The 15,313-nt window shown below is 63.3% G+C and carries 17 protein-coding genes; 11 read left to right on the forward strand and 6 right to left on the reverse strand.

All coding sequences use genetic code 11. The features are described from left to right. Positions 1–321 precede the first annotated feature (321 nt). Positions 322–1,719: an argininosuccinate lyase gene (argH, locus tag GKR99_16925; GenBank protein NKB29137.1), complete on the reverse strand. Its 1,398-nt coding sequence runs from the start codon at positions 1,717–1,719 to the stop codon at positions 322–324. 31 nt (positions 1,720–1,750) lie between these two features. On the opposite strand from argH, the gene GKR99_16930 reads away from it, so the two are divergent. Further along, positions 1,751–2,314 carry a redoxin domain-containing protein gene (locus GKR99_16930; protein NKB29138.1) on the forward strand — a complete coding sequence of 188 codons (564 nt, stop codon included), beginning with the start codon at positions 1,751–1,753 and terminating at the stop codon, positions 2,312–2,314. A 42-nt stretch (positions 2,315–2,356) separates the two neighbouring features. On the opposite strand, the gene GKR99_16935 is transcribed toward GKR99_16930, so the two are convergent. Then, positions 2,357–3,151 (reverse strand): hypothetical protein, encoded by a 795-nt coding sequence (locus GKR99_16935; GenBank protein NKB29139.1) that lies wholly within the window; start codon positions 3,149–3,151, stop codon positions 2,357–2,359. Between the two features lie 105 nt (positions 3,152–3,256). On the opposite strand from GKR99_16935, the gene GKR99_16940 reads away from it, so the two are divergent. After that, entirely contained in the window at positions 3,257–3,829 is a 573-nt protein-coding gene (locus tag GKR99_16940) for a YqgE/AlgH family protein (protein NKB29140.1), read from the forward strand. A 66-nt stretch (positions 3,830–3,895) separates the two neighbouring features. On the opposite strand, the gene GKR99_16945 is transcribed toward GKR99_16940, so the two are convergent. Next, positions 3,896–5,023, reverse strand: coding sequence for a threonylcarbamoyl-AMP synthase (locus GKR99_16945; protein ID NKB29141.1), 1,128 nt, complete (start codon positions 5,021–5,023; stop codon positions 3,896–3,898). On the opposite strand from GKR99_16945, the gene GKR99_16950 reads away from it, so the two are divergent. From GKR99_16950 to GKR99_16970, 5 genes are all read left to right on the forward strand, one after another. Next, positions 4,976–6,673, forward strand: coding sequence for an acyl-CoA dehydrogenase (locus GKR99_16950; GenBank protein ID NKB29142.1), 1,698 nt, complete (start codon positions 4,976–4,978; stop codon positions 6,671–6,673). The genes GKR99_16945 and GKR99_16950 overlap by 48 nt on opposite strands. A gap of 8 nt (positions 6,674–6,681) precedes the next feature. After that, entirely contained in the window at positions 6,682–7,725 is a 1,044-nt protein-coding gene (locus GKR99_16955; GenBank protein NKB29143.1) for an MBL fold metallo-hydrolase, read from the forward strand. Continuing rightward, the gene (locus GKR99_16960) at positions 7,718–8,170 is read left to right on the forward strand and encodes a hypothetical protein (GenBank protein ID NKB29144.1); all 453 of its coding nucleotides are present in this window, start codon (positions 7,718–7,720) and stop codon (positions 8,168–8,170) included. Before GKR99_16955 ends, GKR99_16960 begins: the two co-directional genes overlap by 8 nt. 85 nt (positions 8,171–8,255) lie before the next feature. Beyond that, positions 8,256–8,390, forward strand: coding sequence for an aa3-type cytochrome c oxidase subunit IV (locus GKR99_16965; protein ID NKB29145.1), 135 nt, complete (start codon positions 8,256–8,258; stop codon positions 8,388–8,390). Positions 8,391–8,403: 13 nt separating this feature from the next. Beyond that, on the forward strand, positions 8,404–9,000 hold the full coding sequence (locus GKR99_16970; protein ID NKB29146.1) for a hypothetical protein: 597 nt from the start codon (positions 8,404–8,406) through the stop codon (positions 8,998–9,000). A gap of 72 nt (positions 9,001–9,072) precedes the next feature. On the opposite strand, the gene GKR99_16975 is transcribed toward GKR99_16970, so the two are convergent. Further along, complete coding sequence (locus tag GKR99_16975) at positions 9,073–9,402, reverse strand: AzlD domain-containing protein (GenBank protein ID NKB29147.1); 330 nt, start codon at positions 9,400–9,402, stop codon at positions 9,073–9,075. Further along, positions 9,399–10,112, reverse strand: a complete 714-nt coding sequence (locus GKR99_16980) for a branched-chain amino acid ABC transporter permease (protein ID NKB29148.1) — start codon at positions 10,110–10,112, stop codon at positions 9,399–9,401. The genes GKR99_16975 and GKR99_16980 overlap by 4 nt, the downstream gene beginning before the upstream one ends. Before the next feature lie 51 nt (positions 10,113–10,163). On the opposite strand from GKR99_16980, the gene GKR99_16985 reads away from it, so the two are divergent. Genes GKR99_16985 through GKR99_17000 form a run of 4 tightly spaced genes read left to right on the forward strand, consistent with a single transcriptional unit; the run spans position 10,164 to position 14,167 of the window. Then, a complete protein-coding gene (locus GKR99_16985) occupies positions 10,164–10,988 on the forward strand; it encodes a sulfurtransferase FdhD (GenBank protein NKB29149.1) in 825 nt (274 codons plus the stop codon). After that, a complete protein-coding gene (gene mobA, locus GKR99_16990; GenBank protein ID NKB29150.1) occupies positions 10,981–11,571 on the forward strand; it encodes a molybdenum cofactor guanylyltransferase MobA in 591 nt (196 codons plus the stop codon). The genes GKR99_16985 and mobA overlap by 8 nt, the downstream gene beginning before the upstream one ends. After that, positions 11,568–12,062 carry a molybdopterin-guanine dinucleotide biosynthesis protein B gene (gene mobB / locus GKR99_16995; protein NKB29151.1) on the forward strand — a complete coding sequence of 165 codons (495 nt, stop codon included), beginning with the start codon at positions 11,568–11,570 and terminating at the stop codon, positions 12,060–12,062. Before mobA ends, mobB begins: the two co-directional genes overlap by 4 nt. Further along, positions 12,059–14,167 carry a molybdopterin molybdenumtransferase MoeA gene (locus GKR99_17000; protein NKB29152.1) on the forward strand — a complete coding sequence of 703 codons (2,109 nt, stop codon included), beginning with the start codon at positions 12,059–12,061 and terminating at the stop codon, positions 14,165–14,167. The genes mobB and GKR99_17000 overlap by 4 nt, the downstream gene beginning before the upstream one ends. Positions 14,168–14,236: 69 nt before the next feature. Here the strand turns inward: GKR99_17000 and GKR99_17005 are convergent, their stop codons facing one another. Beyond that, the gene (locus tag GKR99_17005; protein ID NKB29153.1) at positions 14,237–15,295 is read right to left on the reverse strand and encodes a hypothetical protein; all 1,059 of its coding nucleotides are present in this window, start codon (positions 15,293–15,295) and stop codon (positions 14,237–14,239) included. Between the last annotated feature and the right edge of the window lie 18 nt (positions 15,296–15,313).

Consider the following 15,313-nt stretch of genomic DNA (forward strand, 5'->3'; position numbering starts at 1 on the left):
CCGCCAAGACGCCGAATGCGGCGCAGGGCGCGGTCATAGCAGATTGATGCGGGTTATCAACGTCGCGTCGATTGCCCGCGTCAGTTGTTGTTGGTGATCCCGATCCTGGCTTCGCCCGAAACGTGTACGCCATTCTCAAAACCGTTCGGTGCTCCGTCGACACCGCAGGCCGTCAGCAATCCGAGGGTGATTAGCGCAAGGGCTGTTTTCTTCATGGCCGCAACCTTTCTGATGCACCCCAACCGGGCGCGAAACTGTCCAAAGCCATCTTTCACGACGCCCGGCGTCTTGGCAAGGATTGACCGAAACCGGCCCGTCCCCTCAGCCGGGTTTTGCCAACCGGTCGCGCCAGATCGCAATCTGTTCGCGCACCCGCACCGGGGCCGTACCACCCAATGAGGTGCGCGAGGCGACCGAGTTCTCGACACTCAGCACATCGAACACCGCGTCGGTGATCCCGCTGTGAACGCCCTGCATATCAGACAGCGTCAGATCCGGCAGATCGCAACCCTTCCCTTCGGCAAGGGCGACCAGCGTGCCGGTCACATGATGCGCTTCACGGAATGGCATATCCAATATCCGAACCAGCCAGTCGGCAAGATCCGTCGCGGTCGAAAACCCGCTGGCCGCTGCGGCGCGCAGGGCATCCTGATTGGCAGACATATCGCGCACCATACCGTCCATTGCGGCCAGGGCCAGCATCAGCGCGTCGGCGGCATCGAACACCTGTTCCTTATCTTCCTGCATATCCTTGGAATAGGTCAGCGGAAGACCCTTCATCACCGTGAACAGCCCCACAGTCGCACCCAGAATCCGCCCGATCTTGGCGCGGATCAGTTCGGCCGCGTCGGGGTTTTTCTTCTGCGGCATGATCGACGACCCGGTCGAGAACCGATCCGACAGGCTGACAAAGCGGAACTGCGCAGAAGACCAGATCACCAGTTCTTCTGCGAAACGGGAAAGGTGCATGGCGCAGATGCTGGCCGCACTCAGGAACTCCAGCGCGAAATCACGGTCGGCCACCGCATCCAGCGAATTGGCCGCAGGGCGGTCGAAGCCCAGCGCGCTTGCCGTCGCATCCCGGTCAATCGGGAATGAGGTCCCGGCCAGCGCGGCGGCCCCCAGCGGGCATTCGTTCATCCGGGTGCGCGCGTCCTGAAACCGCGATACGTCGCGCCCCAGCATTTCGACATAGGCCATCATGTGATGGCCCCAGGTCACCGGCTGTGCGACCTGCAAATGGGTGAAACCGGGCATCACCCAATCTGCCCCCGCGTCGGCCTGATCCAGCAGCGCGCCCTGCAGGCTACGCAGCCCTTCAATGGCCGCGTCACACTGATCCCGGACCCACATGCGAAAATCCAGCGCCACCTGATCGTTGCGCGACCGGGCGGTGTGCAGCCGCCCGGCGGGCGTGCCAATCAACGCGCGTAACCGCGCCTCAACATTCATGTGGATGTCTTCAAGTTCGGTCACAAATGTGAAGGTGCCGCCCTCGATCTCTGACAACACTGTGAGGAGCCCTTTGCCAATCGCCGCCGCATCGCTATCGGTAATGATACCCTGCGCGGCCAACATGGCGGCGTGGGCCTGGCTACCGGCGATATCCTGTGCCGCCAGCCGCTGGTCGAAGCTGATCGAGGCGTTGATCGCCTGCATGATCGCGTCCGGTCCGGCGGCAAAACGGCCACCCCACATGGTGTTCTGGGAATTGCTCATGGTGTGCTCGACAAGGTTGGAAGGATGACAGATGCGGGTTTTGAAACTTATCGCGCTTTATACGGCCCTCGCGCTTAGCGCAAACAGCGCCGCCGCCGGAATTGAAGAGGCGGAGGCTTTGCGCAGCGGGACGATGAAGAAACTGTTCTTCCATTCTTCCGGGAAACCTGTGTCCGACGCCACATTCACGGACGCCGATGGCGCCGAATTCACCCTGGCCGACTGGAATGGAAAATACGTCGTCCTGAATTTCTGGGCGACATGGTGCGCGCCTTGCCGGAAAGAAATGCCTGCGCTGGACGCACTTCAGGCCGAATTAGGGTCAGACACCTTCGCGGTCGTCACCGTCGCCACCGGCCGCAACCCGCTTCCCGCGATCACCAAGTTCTTCGATGAAAACGAGATCGGGAACTTGCCGATCCTGCTGGATCCCAAAACTGAACTGTCGCGTGGCATGGCTGCGCTGGGCCTGCCGGTCACGATGATCCTGAACCCGAACGGGGAAGAGATTGCGCGCATGCAGGGCGATGCGGAATGGAACGGTGACAGCGCGATTGCCCTTCTGCGCGCCCTGATGGACCTGCCGGAAAGCTGACCGCCGCCCCCTGGCGGCGCTGGTATCGCCTGCGGCTGAATCTTAGCCGCAGCCGCGAATATCGACGGCCCGACCGTCACCGATAACGGTGATACGAATGTCCGAACGGTTCAGTGCAAAGGCCCCGGCGTCGGTTGGCACCAATTCGGTTTCAGTTGTGATCACATTGCCACGCCGCACTGTTGCGCCGCCCGAAACCCAGACCGTCGGATCGGGCAGTTCGACTACTGCCATTTCGTCACTGCCAAGGCTGGGCATGGTGACACTGGCGCTCAGGTGCAAACCGTCGCTGGTGGGGGTCAGGGTGCAATCCACCGAGGTAACCCGTGCCTGTTTCCGCCCCGATGGCCGGTTTTGCAGGGCGCTGTCGATGCCGCCGTGTGGTGCACTGGCGGCCTGCGTCAGCTCGGCCGAAAACGGCAGGGTGACCGGCACGCAGATCTCCTCACAGACACCAAAGGTCATCTCTCCGCTGAAGCGGATCGGGCCGCTGCCCCTGGCGACAACCTCAACCGGAAGCAGCAGGCTGTTTTCATAACCGATGGAGCGGTATCCGTTGGATCGAAACGTCTGCGGCACCGGCCAGTGCATGCTGACGGCTGCCACATTGTCCGAGCCTTGCCAGCTGAACTGCGGCGGGATGCCAACCTCGCCCGGGGTGCGCCAGTAGGTGTGCCAACCCGGCGCCATGGTGATCTGCAACGCCGCCATGTGATGCCCGTCGCTCATCCGATAGCCGTGCACGACATCCAGACGCGCCACATCCGCTGTGGTCTGCGCCTGCGCCGCTGACGTCAGCAGACTCAGCGCTGCGATAAGAAGCGATCGATTTTTCATGCCCTGACAGATGGGGCGGGCGGCGATGAAATGGAAATCACTTTGTGGTCAGAAACGGCGCGCGACTCTCTTGCGCAAATCCGGCGTCTCTTGCAGGATTGCCGGATGCCTGCGTTTGCAAACAGTGACCTGACCGGCCAGCTTCTGATCGCCATGCCCGGTATGGGCGATCCGCGGTTCGAAAAGTCGGTCGTGTTTATCTGTGCGCATTCCGACGAAGGCTCGATGGGGCTGATCGTCAATAAACCAACGCCGGAACTGCCGTTCGAGGCGTTGTTGAAACAGCTGGATATCGACGTCGGCCCGGCCGCGCGTCAGATCCGGGTGCATTTCGGTGGTCCGGTCGAAAACGGGCGCGGCTTTGTGCTGCATAGTGCCGATTACGATGGCAATGACTCGACCCTGAAGGTGGATGACGATTTCGGGATGACCGCAACCTTGGATATTCTGGAAGACCTGGCGCGCGGCAAAGGCCCGGATCAGGCACTGCTGGCGCTGGGCTATGCCGGATGGGGGCCCGGGCAGCTGGAGGACGAGATCATCCAGAATGGCTGGCTAACCGCCGAAGCTGCCGAATCGCTGGTCTTTGCGCCGGATGATGCCGCCAAATGGACCGGAGCGTTGAATTCACTTGGCATCGACCCGCTGACACTATCGGCAGCGGCCGGACGCGCCTGAGCTTGCGGCGATGCGGCGTGCCGCAAGCGTCGGGGGACCTGGCGGGATACTTTTGTACCAATGATGTCAGGGGGTGCGTGGCGCGGCGGCGCGGCGCAGACGGTCATTGATGGCGCGGCCAAGCCCGGTATCGGGAATTGGGGCGACGGCAATGTGGGTCACCCCGCGTGCATCCATCTGACGCAAAATTCGGAACAGATTGGCCGCAGCTTCGCTGAGATCCCCGCCGGCCGAGAGTGTTACATCGCCCGAGATCTTGCCAAAACCGATTAGCGTTTCGCCCGCGCGCGCTTCACTGGCATTCAGGCGCACCGCGCCATTGGGCGCATAGTGCGAGGCAAGCTGCCCTGGCGCGATTGGCGTCGCGCCTTCCGGCGCCGTCGCCAGCGGATGGCCAAGGCATGCCTCGATCGCTTCGACCGGAAGGCCCCCGGGGCGTAATAGGGTCGATTCATGGCCGCATCCGACAATGGTGGATTCCAGACCGACCGCGCAGGGGCCGCCATCAAGAACCGCCGCGATCCGACCGCTCAGCCCGTCAAGAACGTGGTCCGCCGTTGTCGGGCTGACCCGGCCCGATGGGTTTGCCGAAGGGGCGGCGACCGGAATGCCCACGGCCTTCAGCAAAGACTGCGCCAGCGGATTGGCCGGAACCCGCACCGCCAGCGTATCAAGACCGGCAGTCACCAGCGGCGAGATGGCCGTTTCGGGCAATAGCGGCAGAACCAGAGTTAGCGGTCCGGGCCAGAAACCCGCTGCAAGGCGTTCGGCGGCCTGGTTGAACTTGACCAGTTTGTGCGCGGCATCAGAGTCGGCAACATGGGCGATCAGCGGGTTGAACTCGGGGCGATCCTTGGCTGCAAAGACAGCAGCGACGGCACGGTCATCCATTGCATCCGCGCCAAGGCCGTAAACCGTCTCGGTCGGGAAGGCGACACAGGACCCGCCGCGCAGCAACTCAGCCGCCCTGGCGATGCCGTTCCGGTCAGGCTGCAGCCGTTCGGTCACCGGATTAATCCTCTGACGTTGCGTTTCGGGTTGCCGTGGCGGCGCGCGCGGCCCATCCTCAGCCTGTTGAAACCATGCGATTATCCGACGCACGCGGGCTTGCCAAGCTGCGCGTCCGTTTGAAGGACCCGCCCGCCCATGACCTATCGCAGCCCGCTTGCCGACATGATGTTCATGCTGGACCATGTGGTCGACTATGCCAGCGTCGCACGAACAGATCGGTTTGCCGAGGCCGGAGAAGGGGTGGCGCATGCAATCCTGAGCGAAGCCGCGCGGATGTGCGACGGGGTTCTCGCACCGCTGCAACGCGCAGGCGATCTGCATCCGGCGTTTCTGGAAAACGGCGTTGTACGAACCTCTCCGGGGTTTGCGGCGGGGTATCGCGCGATTGCCGAAGGTGGCTGGATCGGGATGGCGGCCCCGCAAAGCGCCGGCGGCATGGGACTGCCGCAGACACTGACCACCGTGGTGAACGAGATGATGGCAGGCGCCTGCCTGGCGTTGCAGCTGAACCCGCTGATGACCCAAGGTCAGATCGAAGCGCTGGAACATCACGCTAGCGATGCAATCAAGGCGCTTTACCTGCCCAATCTGACCTCGGGTCGGTGGTGCGGCACCATGAACCTGACCGAGCCGCAGGCGGGCAGCGACGTCGGCGCGTTGAAGACCAAGGCCGAGGATGCGGGCGACGGCACATATCGGATCACCGGGCAGAAGATCTTCATCTCCTGGGCGGGCAATGATTTTACCGAGAACGTCTGCCATCTGGTGCTGGCGCGCCTGCCGGATGCGCCGCCGGGCACCAAGGGGATCAGCCTGTTTATGGTGCCGAAAAACCTGCCGGACGCGAATGGAGCGCCAGGCGCGGCCAATGCGCTGCGTGTCGTCAGTCTGGAACATAAGCTGGGGTTACACGGCTCTCCGACGGCGGTGATGTCGTTTGAGGGCGCGACCGGCTGGATGGTGGGCAGGCCGAATATGGGCATGGCGGCGATGTTCACGATGATGAACAACGCCCGGCTGGGCGTCGGTGTTCAGGGCATCGGCGCTGGCGAGGCCGCTTATCAACAGGCATTGGCCTACGCGGGTCAGCGCAAGCAGTTCGGCAAGCCGATCAGCGACTATCCGGATGTGCGGCGACTGTTGACCACGATGAAAGCAGAGCTGTTTGTGGCCCGCGCCATCGCGCTCGACTGCGCGGTGGCGACCGATCTGGGCCTGGCGACAGGGCAGGACGACTGGCGCGCCCGCGCGGCCTTCCTGACGCCGATTGCCAAGGCGTTTGGCACCGATACCGGCATCCGGGTGGCAGATATGGCGATCCAGGTGCATGGCGGTATGGGGTATATTGAGGAAACCGGCATCGCCCAGTATCTGCGGGATGCCCGCGTCACCGCTATTTACGAGGGCACCAACGGCATTCAGGCGATGGATCTTGTGGGCCGCAAGATGGCTGACAAGGGGGCGGCGGCGATGGCGCTTCTGGGCGATATCGCCGAAGGCGCGCGCAGGGCGCGCGGCATGCTGCCCGATCTGGCCGACGCGGTGCATTCGGCGGTTGGGAACCTGCGCGACGATACTGAAAAGCTGGTCGCCTGCAGCGATATGGCCGATCGCGGTGCTGGTGCCGCGCCCTATCTGGCCGCTTTCGCCCGTGTGTTGGGGGGTCACTATCATTTGCGCGCCGCGATGGCGGCGGGCGGCAGCGGTCCGCGAACCGACCTGGCGGCAGTCTATATCGAACGTTTGCTGCCCGCGCATCAGAGCCTTCTGGCCAATGCCCGGGCCGGGGCTGACGACCTGTTTGCCCTGTCACTGGACGATCTGGCCGGATGACAAAAACAATGCCCGCCAAACTGCGCTATCCCTGGGACGCGCCGCCGGCAACCGGCGACGTGATCGAAGTGGCCGAGGGCATCCTTTGGACACGCCTTCCGCTGCCGATGAAGCTGGATCACGTGAACGTCTTCATACTGGATGACGGTGACAGCTGGACGCTGGTTGATACCGGATTTGACACCCGAAAAACCCGCGCGATCTGGGAGGGATTGCTGACAGGACCGCTGGCGGGCAAGCCGGTGGGGCGCGTCATCATCACCCATCATCACCCCGATCATGTCGGTCTGGCCGGGTGGTTTCAGGCGCAGGGCGCCGAACTTTGGGCAACGCGCACGGCCTGGCTGATGGCGCGCATGCTGACACTCGACGAACAGGACCGACCCGCGCCCGAGACTGTGGAATTCTGGAAATCTGCCGGAATAGACCCTGAAATCCTGACACAACGCCAGTCCGAACGTCCGTTCAACTTTGCCGACGCCGTGCATCCGATCGCCCTTGGGTTCCGCCGTCTGGACGATGGGCACAGGATCCGCATCGGCGGGCGCGACTGGGATGTGCGCCTTGGCGGCGGCCACGCACCGGATCATGCAACATTCTGGAGCCTTGATGGCGCGCTTGTGTTGGGCGGCGATCAGTTGCTGCCCTCAATCTCACCCAACCTCGGCGTTTACGCGACCGAGCCTGAGGCCGATCCCGTCAGCGACTGGATCGCTAGTTGTACGCGCCTGACGGCCTTCGCAACCGAATATCAACTGGTCCTGCCGGGGCACAAGCTGCCGTTTATCGGTCTGCCGACCCGATTGCGCCAACTGCTCGACAATCATCACGGTGCGCTTGCCCGGCTGGAGCGGCATCTGGCGACCCCGCAGGTGGCGACCGCGTGCTTTATGCCATTGTTCAAGCGGCAGATCGGGGCGGGTGAATACGGCCTCGCCCTGGTCGAGGCGATGGCGCATTGCCTGCATCTGTGGCACGCTGGCCGCGCGACACGGACCCGGCGCGATGACGGGGCGTGGCTGTGGCAGATGAAGGACATTACCGATGAATGATGACATTCACACCAGTGCCGAAGCGGCCGAGAATGCGGCGATCCCCTGTGCGCATTCGGTGCATGCGGATGGGGTCTGCCCCGACCCGGTGGAATTGCCCGCCGCCGCCGCCAGGGTGCCACTGGAACAGAAATCCCCGGCGCGCTGGGCCTATGAGCGGCTGGTCCTTTATATCCAGAACTTCGAAAAGCAGCTCGACACCGAACAGGAGGCCGCGATGGGGTTTGCGGGAACCCACTCGGGCGTTCTGAGGATCGAGGGGATCGGCTATTTTGACCCCGACATCATCACTTTCTACGGCAGCGATCCTGGCGGCGTGAAAACCCAGCTGGTGCAGCACGTCAATCAGCTGAACGTCATCCTTCGCGCCCTGCCCAAGGAGGTCGAGTCCGAAGCACCACGGCGTATCGGATTCCGCCTTGTTGCCGATCTGGAACAGGACTGAGCGCGCGCTTGCGCCGCAGGTGACAGCGCCCCGGATCTTGCGCTAAGGACGGGGCGACACTTTTTCTTCGTCAGGGAACAGACAGATGGCCGATCACGAACATGGAACCATGGACATCGAGGTCCAGGAAAAGACCTTTGCGGGATTTGTTACCTTCGTGACCCGCACCGTGATCATCATCATTGCTGCCCTGATCCTGCTGGCGCTTATCAACGGCTGATCAGCGCGATGCTGTGCCGACTGTTCATGCTGGTGCTGCCGATCCTTGTGGCGGTGCAGAGAAGATTTATGCGCCGATCGATCAAGTCGTTGCGCGCGCCTATGTTCACGACGGCCAGCCGACGCTGACATTGTTCACCGTCATCAATCAATCCGGTGATACCGGCGCCCATACAAGCCTGATGATCAACGGATCACAGCGCGTGATCTGGGATCCTGCTGGCAGCTTCAAACACACCTCGGCCCCCGAACGTGGTGATGTGCTGTTCGGAATATCCCCACAGATGCTGGACACCTATATCGATTATCACGCCCGCAAGCGGTACAGGGTTGTCGAACAGGTGCTGCCGGTCAGCGCAGCGGTTGCCGAACAGGCGCTGCGGATTGCGCAATCCGAGGGGCCCCAGGGCAACGCCACATGCTCACTCTCGACCAGTCGCCTGCTCAGCGGGTTGCCCGGGTTTGAGGGCTTCCCCGTCAGCTATTTCCCGAAGAAAACCATGATCGCCTTTGCCGCCAAGGGCGCATCCAGACGGGTCATTCTTGATGATGACGATAGCCAGGACGCGGCCCTGATGCGGTTTCCGGGGCGCCACGCGACCCAGCCGTAACGGCGGGGTCGGAAAAAGGACTATGCCTCCGGCGGGGATATTTATGGGTCAATGATGTGATGGCGAAAGCGGTTAGCCGCCAATCCAAAGGCCCAGTGTCAGGACAAATGCGCCGCTGACCATGGCCGCCAGAACATTGCGTGTGACATACCCCATACTTAGGGCCGCAATTGCTGCGGCCAGTCGCGCGGGGTCTGTGGTGCCTCCGGTGGCTGCAGGCCAGGCCACAAGCGGGGCAACCAATCCGGGGATCAGGGCGACGGGCGTATAGCGCAGCAGGCGCAGCACCACTGGCGGCAGTTCTCGCCCGCCCAGAAGCGCCAGGAATGACAGGCGAATGGCATAGGTTCCGATGCCCAGCAGGGCAATGATCAGCCAGATTTCCCCGGTCGAATAGCTCATCGCGCGCGCCGCCGTGTCTGCCAGGTTTCGACAAAGGCCCCGACCGCCATGGCCAGTGCTCCGGCGATCAGCAATCCAATTCCCGATGGCAACCCGGCCAACAGCAACGCGAAAGTGACCGAGGTTGCCGCCGCCGCGATATGCGCCAGCGATTTCAGCATCGGCGCAACGATCGCGAGGAACGTGATGGGCAAAGCGAAATCCAGCGCATAACTCGCCGGAATCTCACTGCCGAATAAGGCACCCAAAAGCGAAAAACCCAACCAGGGCGGTGCAACCGGGATCACCGTTCCCAGGAAATACACGACCCGTTCTGCGATGGTCATGTCAGGGGCGCGTTCGAATTCCAGCGCCGAGGCGGTGTAAGTCTGATCGAAATTCACGTAACCGATCAGCGCCCTCTGCCAGAACGGCGCCGCACCCAGATACGGCGCCAACGCCGCAGAATACATCGCCATGCGCAGGTTCACCGCCAGTGCTGCAGCAATCACCAGGAACACCGGCGCATTTTCCGTCATCAGCTGAACGGCGGTGAACTGCGCCGCCCCTGCGATGACCAGCGCGGTCATCCCCATGGTCTGCGCAATGTTCAGGCCCGCCTCGGTCGCGACCACGCCAAACAGCACTGCGAAGGGGGCGACGACCAGAACGAATGGCGACGCGTCGCGCACGCCGCGCCAGAAAGCAGATTTCGTGGTGGTGGATGCCATGCCTGCGCCCTAGACTGTCCGGCGCACAGTAATTCAGGTCAATTACCGCCAATGCAACCGTCAAACGACCATCCCTACCTGATTGCACCGGATCCCGACGCGCCTTCGCTGTCGCGGATGGTTTCCGGCGTCGACCAAGCCGGCGAAACGGTGCGCCAGCCCGTGGTGGAAGAGCGTCCGCTGACCATCTTCCTCAACGGTCAGGAAATCGTGACCGCGATGACCATCGGCGATTATCCAGAATATCTGGCCATCGGGTTCCTGGCCAATCAGCGGATGCTGGCCCCGGATGAGGTGGTTAAGGCCGTCGACTTCGATGCGGAATCCGAGGCAGTTGTCGTGCGCACGGACGGGACATCATCCTATGAAGACAAGCTGGCGAAAAAGACCCGGACAAGCGGCTGCGCGGTCGGAACGGTGTTTGGTGACATGATGGAGGGGTTGGATCAGGTGCGCCTGCCAAAAGCCGCCGTCCATGTCACATGGCTGCGCGAACTGTCCAAGCGCATCAACACCACACCCAGCCTCTATCTGCACACTGGTGCGATCCATGGAACGGTGCTGTGTCAGGCAGATCAACCGCTGGTCTATATGGAGGATGTGGGCCGCCACAACGCGGTCGACAAGGTGGCCGGATGGATGCGCAGCGAAGGCGTCGAGGGCGGCGACAAGATCCTTTATACCACCGGGCGACTGACTTCGGAAATGGTGATCAAAACCGCGTTGATGGGCATTCCGGTGCTGGTCAGCCGCTCGGGCTTTACCGCCTGGGGGGCCGAGATTGCGCAGAAGGTCGGGTTGACCGTTGTGGGGCGGATGCGGGGCGAACGCTTCATCTGTCTGTCCGGTGCCGACAGGCTGGTCTGGGATGACTAAGCTGCCCGCCGTGATCCTCGCCGGGGGGCGCGCCACCCGGATGGGTGGGGGTGACAAGGCTCTGTTACCGCTTAAAGGGGCAGTTTTATTAGATCACGTGCTGGCACGGTTGCAGGTGCAGGCCGGGCCGATTGCGATCAATGCCAACGGTGATCCGGCCCGGTTTGACAGGTTCGGCAAGCCGGTGTTGGCCGACAGCGTGACCGATCATCCGGGACCGCTGGCCGGGGTTCTGGCCGGGCTCGACTGGGCCGCCGGGCTAGAGGCGCAGGCGATCATCACCGTTGCGGCAGACACGCCTTTTTTCCCGACCGATCTGGTTGCGCGGCTGCGCGCGCCCGGCGCGCCGCTGGTGCTGGCGGCCACGACCGATGCCGGGGGCAAGCTGTGGCGGCACCCGACTTTCGGCATATGGCCAGTGGCGCTGCGCGACGATCTGCGTGCAGCCTTGTTGGACGGCATGCGCAAGGTCGTGCAGTGGACCGACCGGCACGACGGACAGCTGGCCGAATTTCCTGACGAGGATGCTTTCTTCAACGTCAACACGCCCGAAGATCTGGCCCGTGCCGAGGCGATGGCATGAAGCTCTACGGTGTTACAGGCTGGAAGAACGCCGGCAAGACCGGGCTGATGGAACGCCTGGTGGTCGAGTTCACCCGGCGTGGTCTGCGCGTTTCCACCATTAAACACGCGCATCACGCATTCGACGTGGATCAGCCCGGTAAGGACAGTCACCGCCACCGGGTTGCCGGGGCCGGTCAGGTGCTGGTGACCTCGGCCCAGCGCTGGGCGCTGATGACCGAGCTTGGGAGCGCGCCGGAACCGAGCCTTGCCGACCATCTGGCACGGCTGGACTCGGTCGACTTGTTGCTGGTCGAAGGGTTCAAGCGCGACCGTCATCCAAAGATCGAGGCCTGGCGCAGTGACACCGCAAACCCGCTGATCGCGACCCAGGATCAGACGATTGCCGCCGTGGCATCCGACGCTGAAATCGACACTGGCGGACGGCCCAGGTTTGATCTGAACGACACGGTCGCCATTGCCGATTTCATCGCGTCCGAGCTGGATCTATGAGCCGCTTTGACACCATCGTCGTTGTCGATTGGTCGGGCGGCAATGACACCGGACCACGCGCGCGCAAGGATGCGATCTGGGCCGCAGTGGTGCGCGATGTCGCGGCCGAGTCGCCGGTGTATCTGCGCAACCGGGTTCTGGCCGAGGCGTGGCTGGCCGAGTTGTTTGAAGGCGAACTCCGCGCCGGGCGGCGCGTCATGGCCGGGTTCGATTTTCCCTTTGGCTATCCGGCCGGGTTTGCTCGCGCCCTGACCGGCCAGACCGATCCGCTGGCACTTTGGGCATGGTTTGCCGCCCATCTAGAAGATACGCCGAAAGCGAACAACCGTTTCGAGCTGGCCGGGCAGATCAACGCATGTTTCCCCGGCGTGGGGCCGTTCTGGTTTAACGGAACCGGCACCGATATCCCCGACCTGCCGCGCAAGGGCACCGCGCGTGGCGACCATGGGTTGCCGGAACGGCGTCGCGTCGAAACCCGCGCAAAGGGAAGCTTTGCCTGCTGGCAAATGGGCGGCAGCGGGGCCGTGGGTGGGCAGGTGATGACCGGCATTTCGACCCTATATCGCCTGAAATCGCGGTTTTCTGATGCCTTGACGGTCTGGCCATTCGAACCGCTGGCAAAGCCCATCGCCCTTGTTGAGGTCTGGCCATCGCTATTGGCTGATCAGGTGCGCGATGAAGCCTCTGACAGCGAGGTGCGCGACGCGACACAGGTGCGCGTTCTGGCACGCGCTTTGTGGCAGATGCAGATCAACGACACATTGGATGCCGCACTTGATGCTGGAACCGGAGGGGCGGAAGAAGGCTGGATTCTTGGCGTTGGCGCCGAGGCGGCATTGATCGAAGCCGCCGAATCCCCGGCGCTGCGCAATGATTGTTTCGCCCTGCCGCCGGGCATGAACTGGACCCCGGTTGACACCGCGCTGGCGCATCTGCGTGACAGGCTGCACCCGGTCACGCAATCCCAGGTGATTGCGATTTCCGATGCCTGCGGGCGTGTTCTGGCGGCGGATCAGATCGCGCGGCGCAGCAATCCCCCGGCAGCGAATTCAGCGGTGGACGGCTATGGGTTCGCCCATGACAGCCTGCCGCCCAGCGCCACCAAAGTGCCGCTGCATCCAGGGCGCGCAGCCGCCGGGGCGGCATTTGGCGGCGTGCTTCCCGCGGGCAAGGCACTGCGCATCCTGACCGGCGCGATCCTTCCAGATGGCGTCGATACTGTTGTGCTGGAAGAAGATGTTCGGCTTGAAAACCAGACCCTGTTCCTGCCCGGAACCATCAAACCCGGCGCAAACACCCGGCGCGCGGGCGAGGATGTAACCGCAGGCGGTGTCGCCTTGCGCGCTGGTCACCGCCTGACCCCGGCTGACCTGGCCCTGCTGTCCGCCGTCGGAATTGCCGAGGTTCCGGTGCGCACGTGTTTGCGGGTTGGGGTTTTGTCGATCGGCGATGAACTCGCCCGCCCCGGTGAAACAACGGACACTGCGCGCACATTTGATGCCAACCGCCCGATGCTGCTTTCATTGCTGGGGCGACTGGGCCATGCCCCGGTTGATCTGGGCCATGTCGGGGATGATCGGGCGGCCTTGCGCCAGCATCTTGACGACGCCACGTCGCAAGTAGACGCCATTTTGACATCAGGCGGCGCGTCGGCGGGGGATGAAGACCATGTCTCGGCCCTGTTGGAAGAAACCGGCACGCTGAACCTTTGGCGGATCGCGGTGAAACCGGGGCGACCGCTGGCGCTGGGCCAATGGCAGGGCAAACCGATCTTCGGGCTGCCCGGCAATCCGGTGGCGGCACTGATCTGCGCGCTGATCTTCGCGCGCCCGGCGCTGGAACGGCTGGCCGGGGGGGACTGGGCTGACCCCCAGGGGTTTATCGTTCCGGCGGCATTTGAAAAGCGCAAGAAACCGGGCCGGCGCGAATATCTGCGCGCCCGGATGACAGCTGACGGACGGGCAGAGGTCTTCCCCTCGGAAGGGTCCGGGCGGATCAGCGGCCTCAGCTGGGCAGATGGATTGGTTGAGTTGGAGGATGGCGCGCGCCATGTGCGCCCGGGCGATCCGGTGCGTTATGTTCCCTTCGCCAGCTTTGGGCTGTGAGCGCTGCGCTGGCGGGGATTTTTCTGAACGAATCGTAACTTGGCGCCAGGCAGACCCGCGACTTTTTGATCAGTCAAATGTTCCGGTCACGCGCCCCAGCAGCATGAAAGCGCGGGCCGTGCGGGTATCGGCCAGGGCGGCAATTTCGGCATCGCTCGCCCGGTCGGCAAAATCCGTGAAGGCCTGATCGAACCGGCGCAGGAAATGGTGGACTGCGTCGCGGAACACCGGATCCTGTTTCATCCGTCCTGCACTCAGCGCCAGTGAGGATCGGTCGCGCACCCCGCCGAGTGAGGCGATGGTGCGACCCCGGTCCCCGCTGCCGAATTTGCGCCAGACCTCCGGGCAGGCGCGATCCGGGGTCAGATCGTCCATATAGATGCCATCCTGGCTGAGCAGGGTCAGAACATCTTCGGCGGCTTGAATAACCTCGCCCGTGCGGCGATCCTTCAGCGCGCGGCGCAGGGCGCGAAAGCCTTCGGCGTCGTCAGGTGTTTTTGGGAAATTCAACGCGGTGATGAAATCTTCATTGGACAACGGCTCGGACGGCGCCTGCGCCGGACCGTCCAGCGCAAGCGTCGCCTGGCCCAACATTGGATCGCTGGCGGCGGCAGGTGCTGCAATGGGGCTGGGGCCAGGTCGGGTGGAAAAGAACGTCGTCAGGGCGACTTCGGTCTGTTTTTGGGCCCGCGCCAGATCGTCCAACCGTGCCTCGACCGAGCGGGCTTCGACATGCCCCTGCCCGGCCTGCGGGGCGGGGGCCGAAACCGGGGTCGGGTCCGTCTGACCGCTGCCCATCAAAAGAACGGTCTGGCGCAGCTGCGCAATATCGGCCCTAAGCGCACGCGTCGACCGCACCGTCACAGCCGCGATCCAGATCAGGATCGGCGGCACGAACAGAACCAGAAGCGAAATGATCACGCCGGGCGCGTCGATACCGCCGGCATTGTCGCCGCCGGCAAACATCAAAAACGCACCGACGCCGATGATCCAGATCAGCGCCAGTGCCAGCGCGACAAGATCCGCCGTACTGGCGGACCCGGCCTCACTGCTGATCGCAGACATCCTTTGCGCAGGCCCCCTGGCCCGCGTGCGCGCGGTGTCCGCTTTTGGGGCGGGGTTGGTCATTCTTGTTCCCTGGCCCGC

This window comes from Paracoccaceae bacterium, from assembly GCA_012103375.1.
Taxonomy (GTDB): Bacteria; Pseudomonadota; Alphaproteobacteria; order Rhodobacterales; family Rhodobacteraceae; genus WLWX01.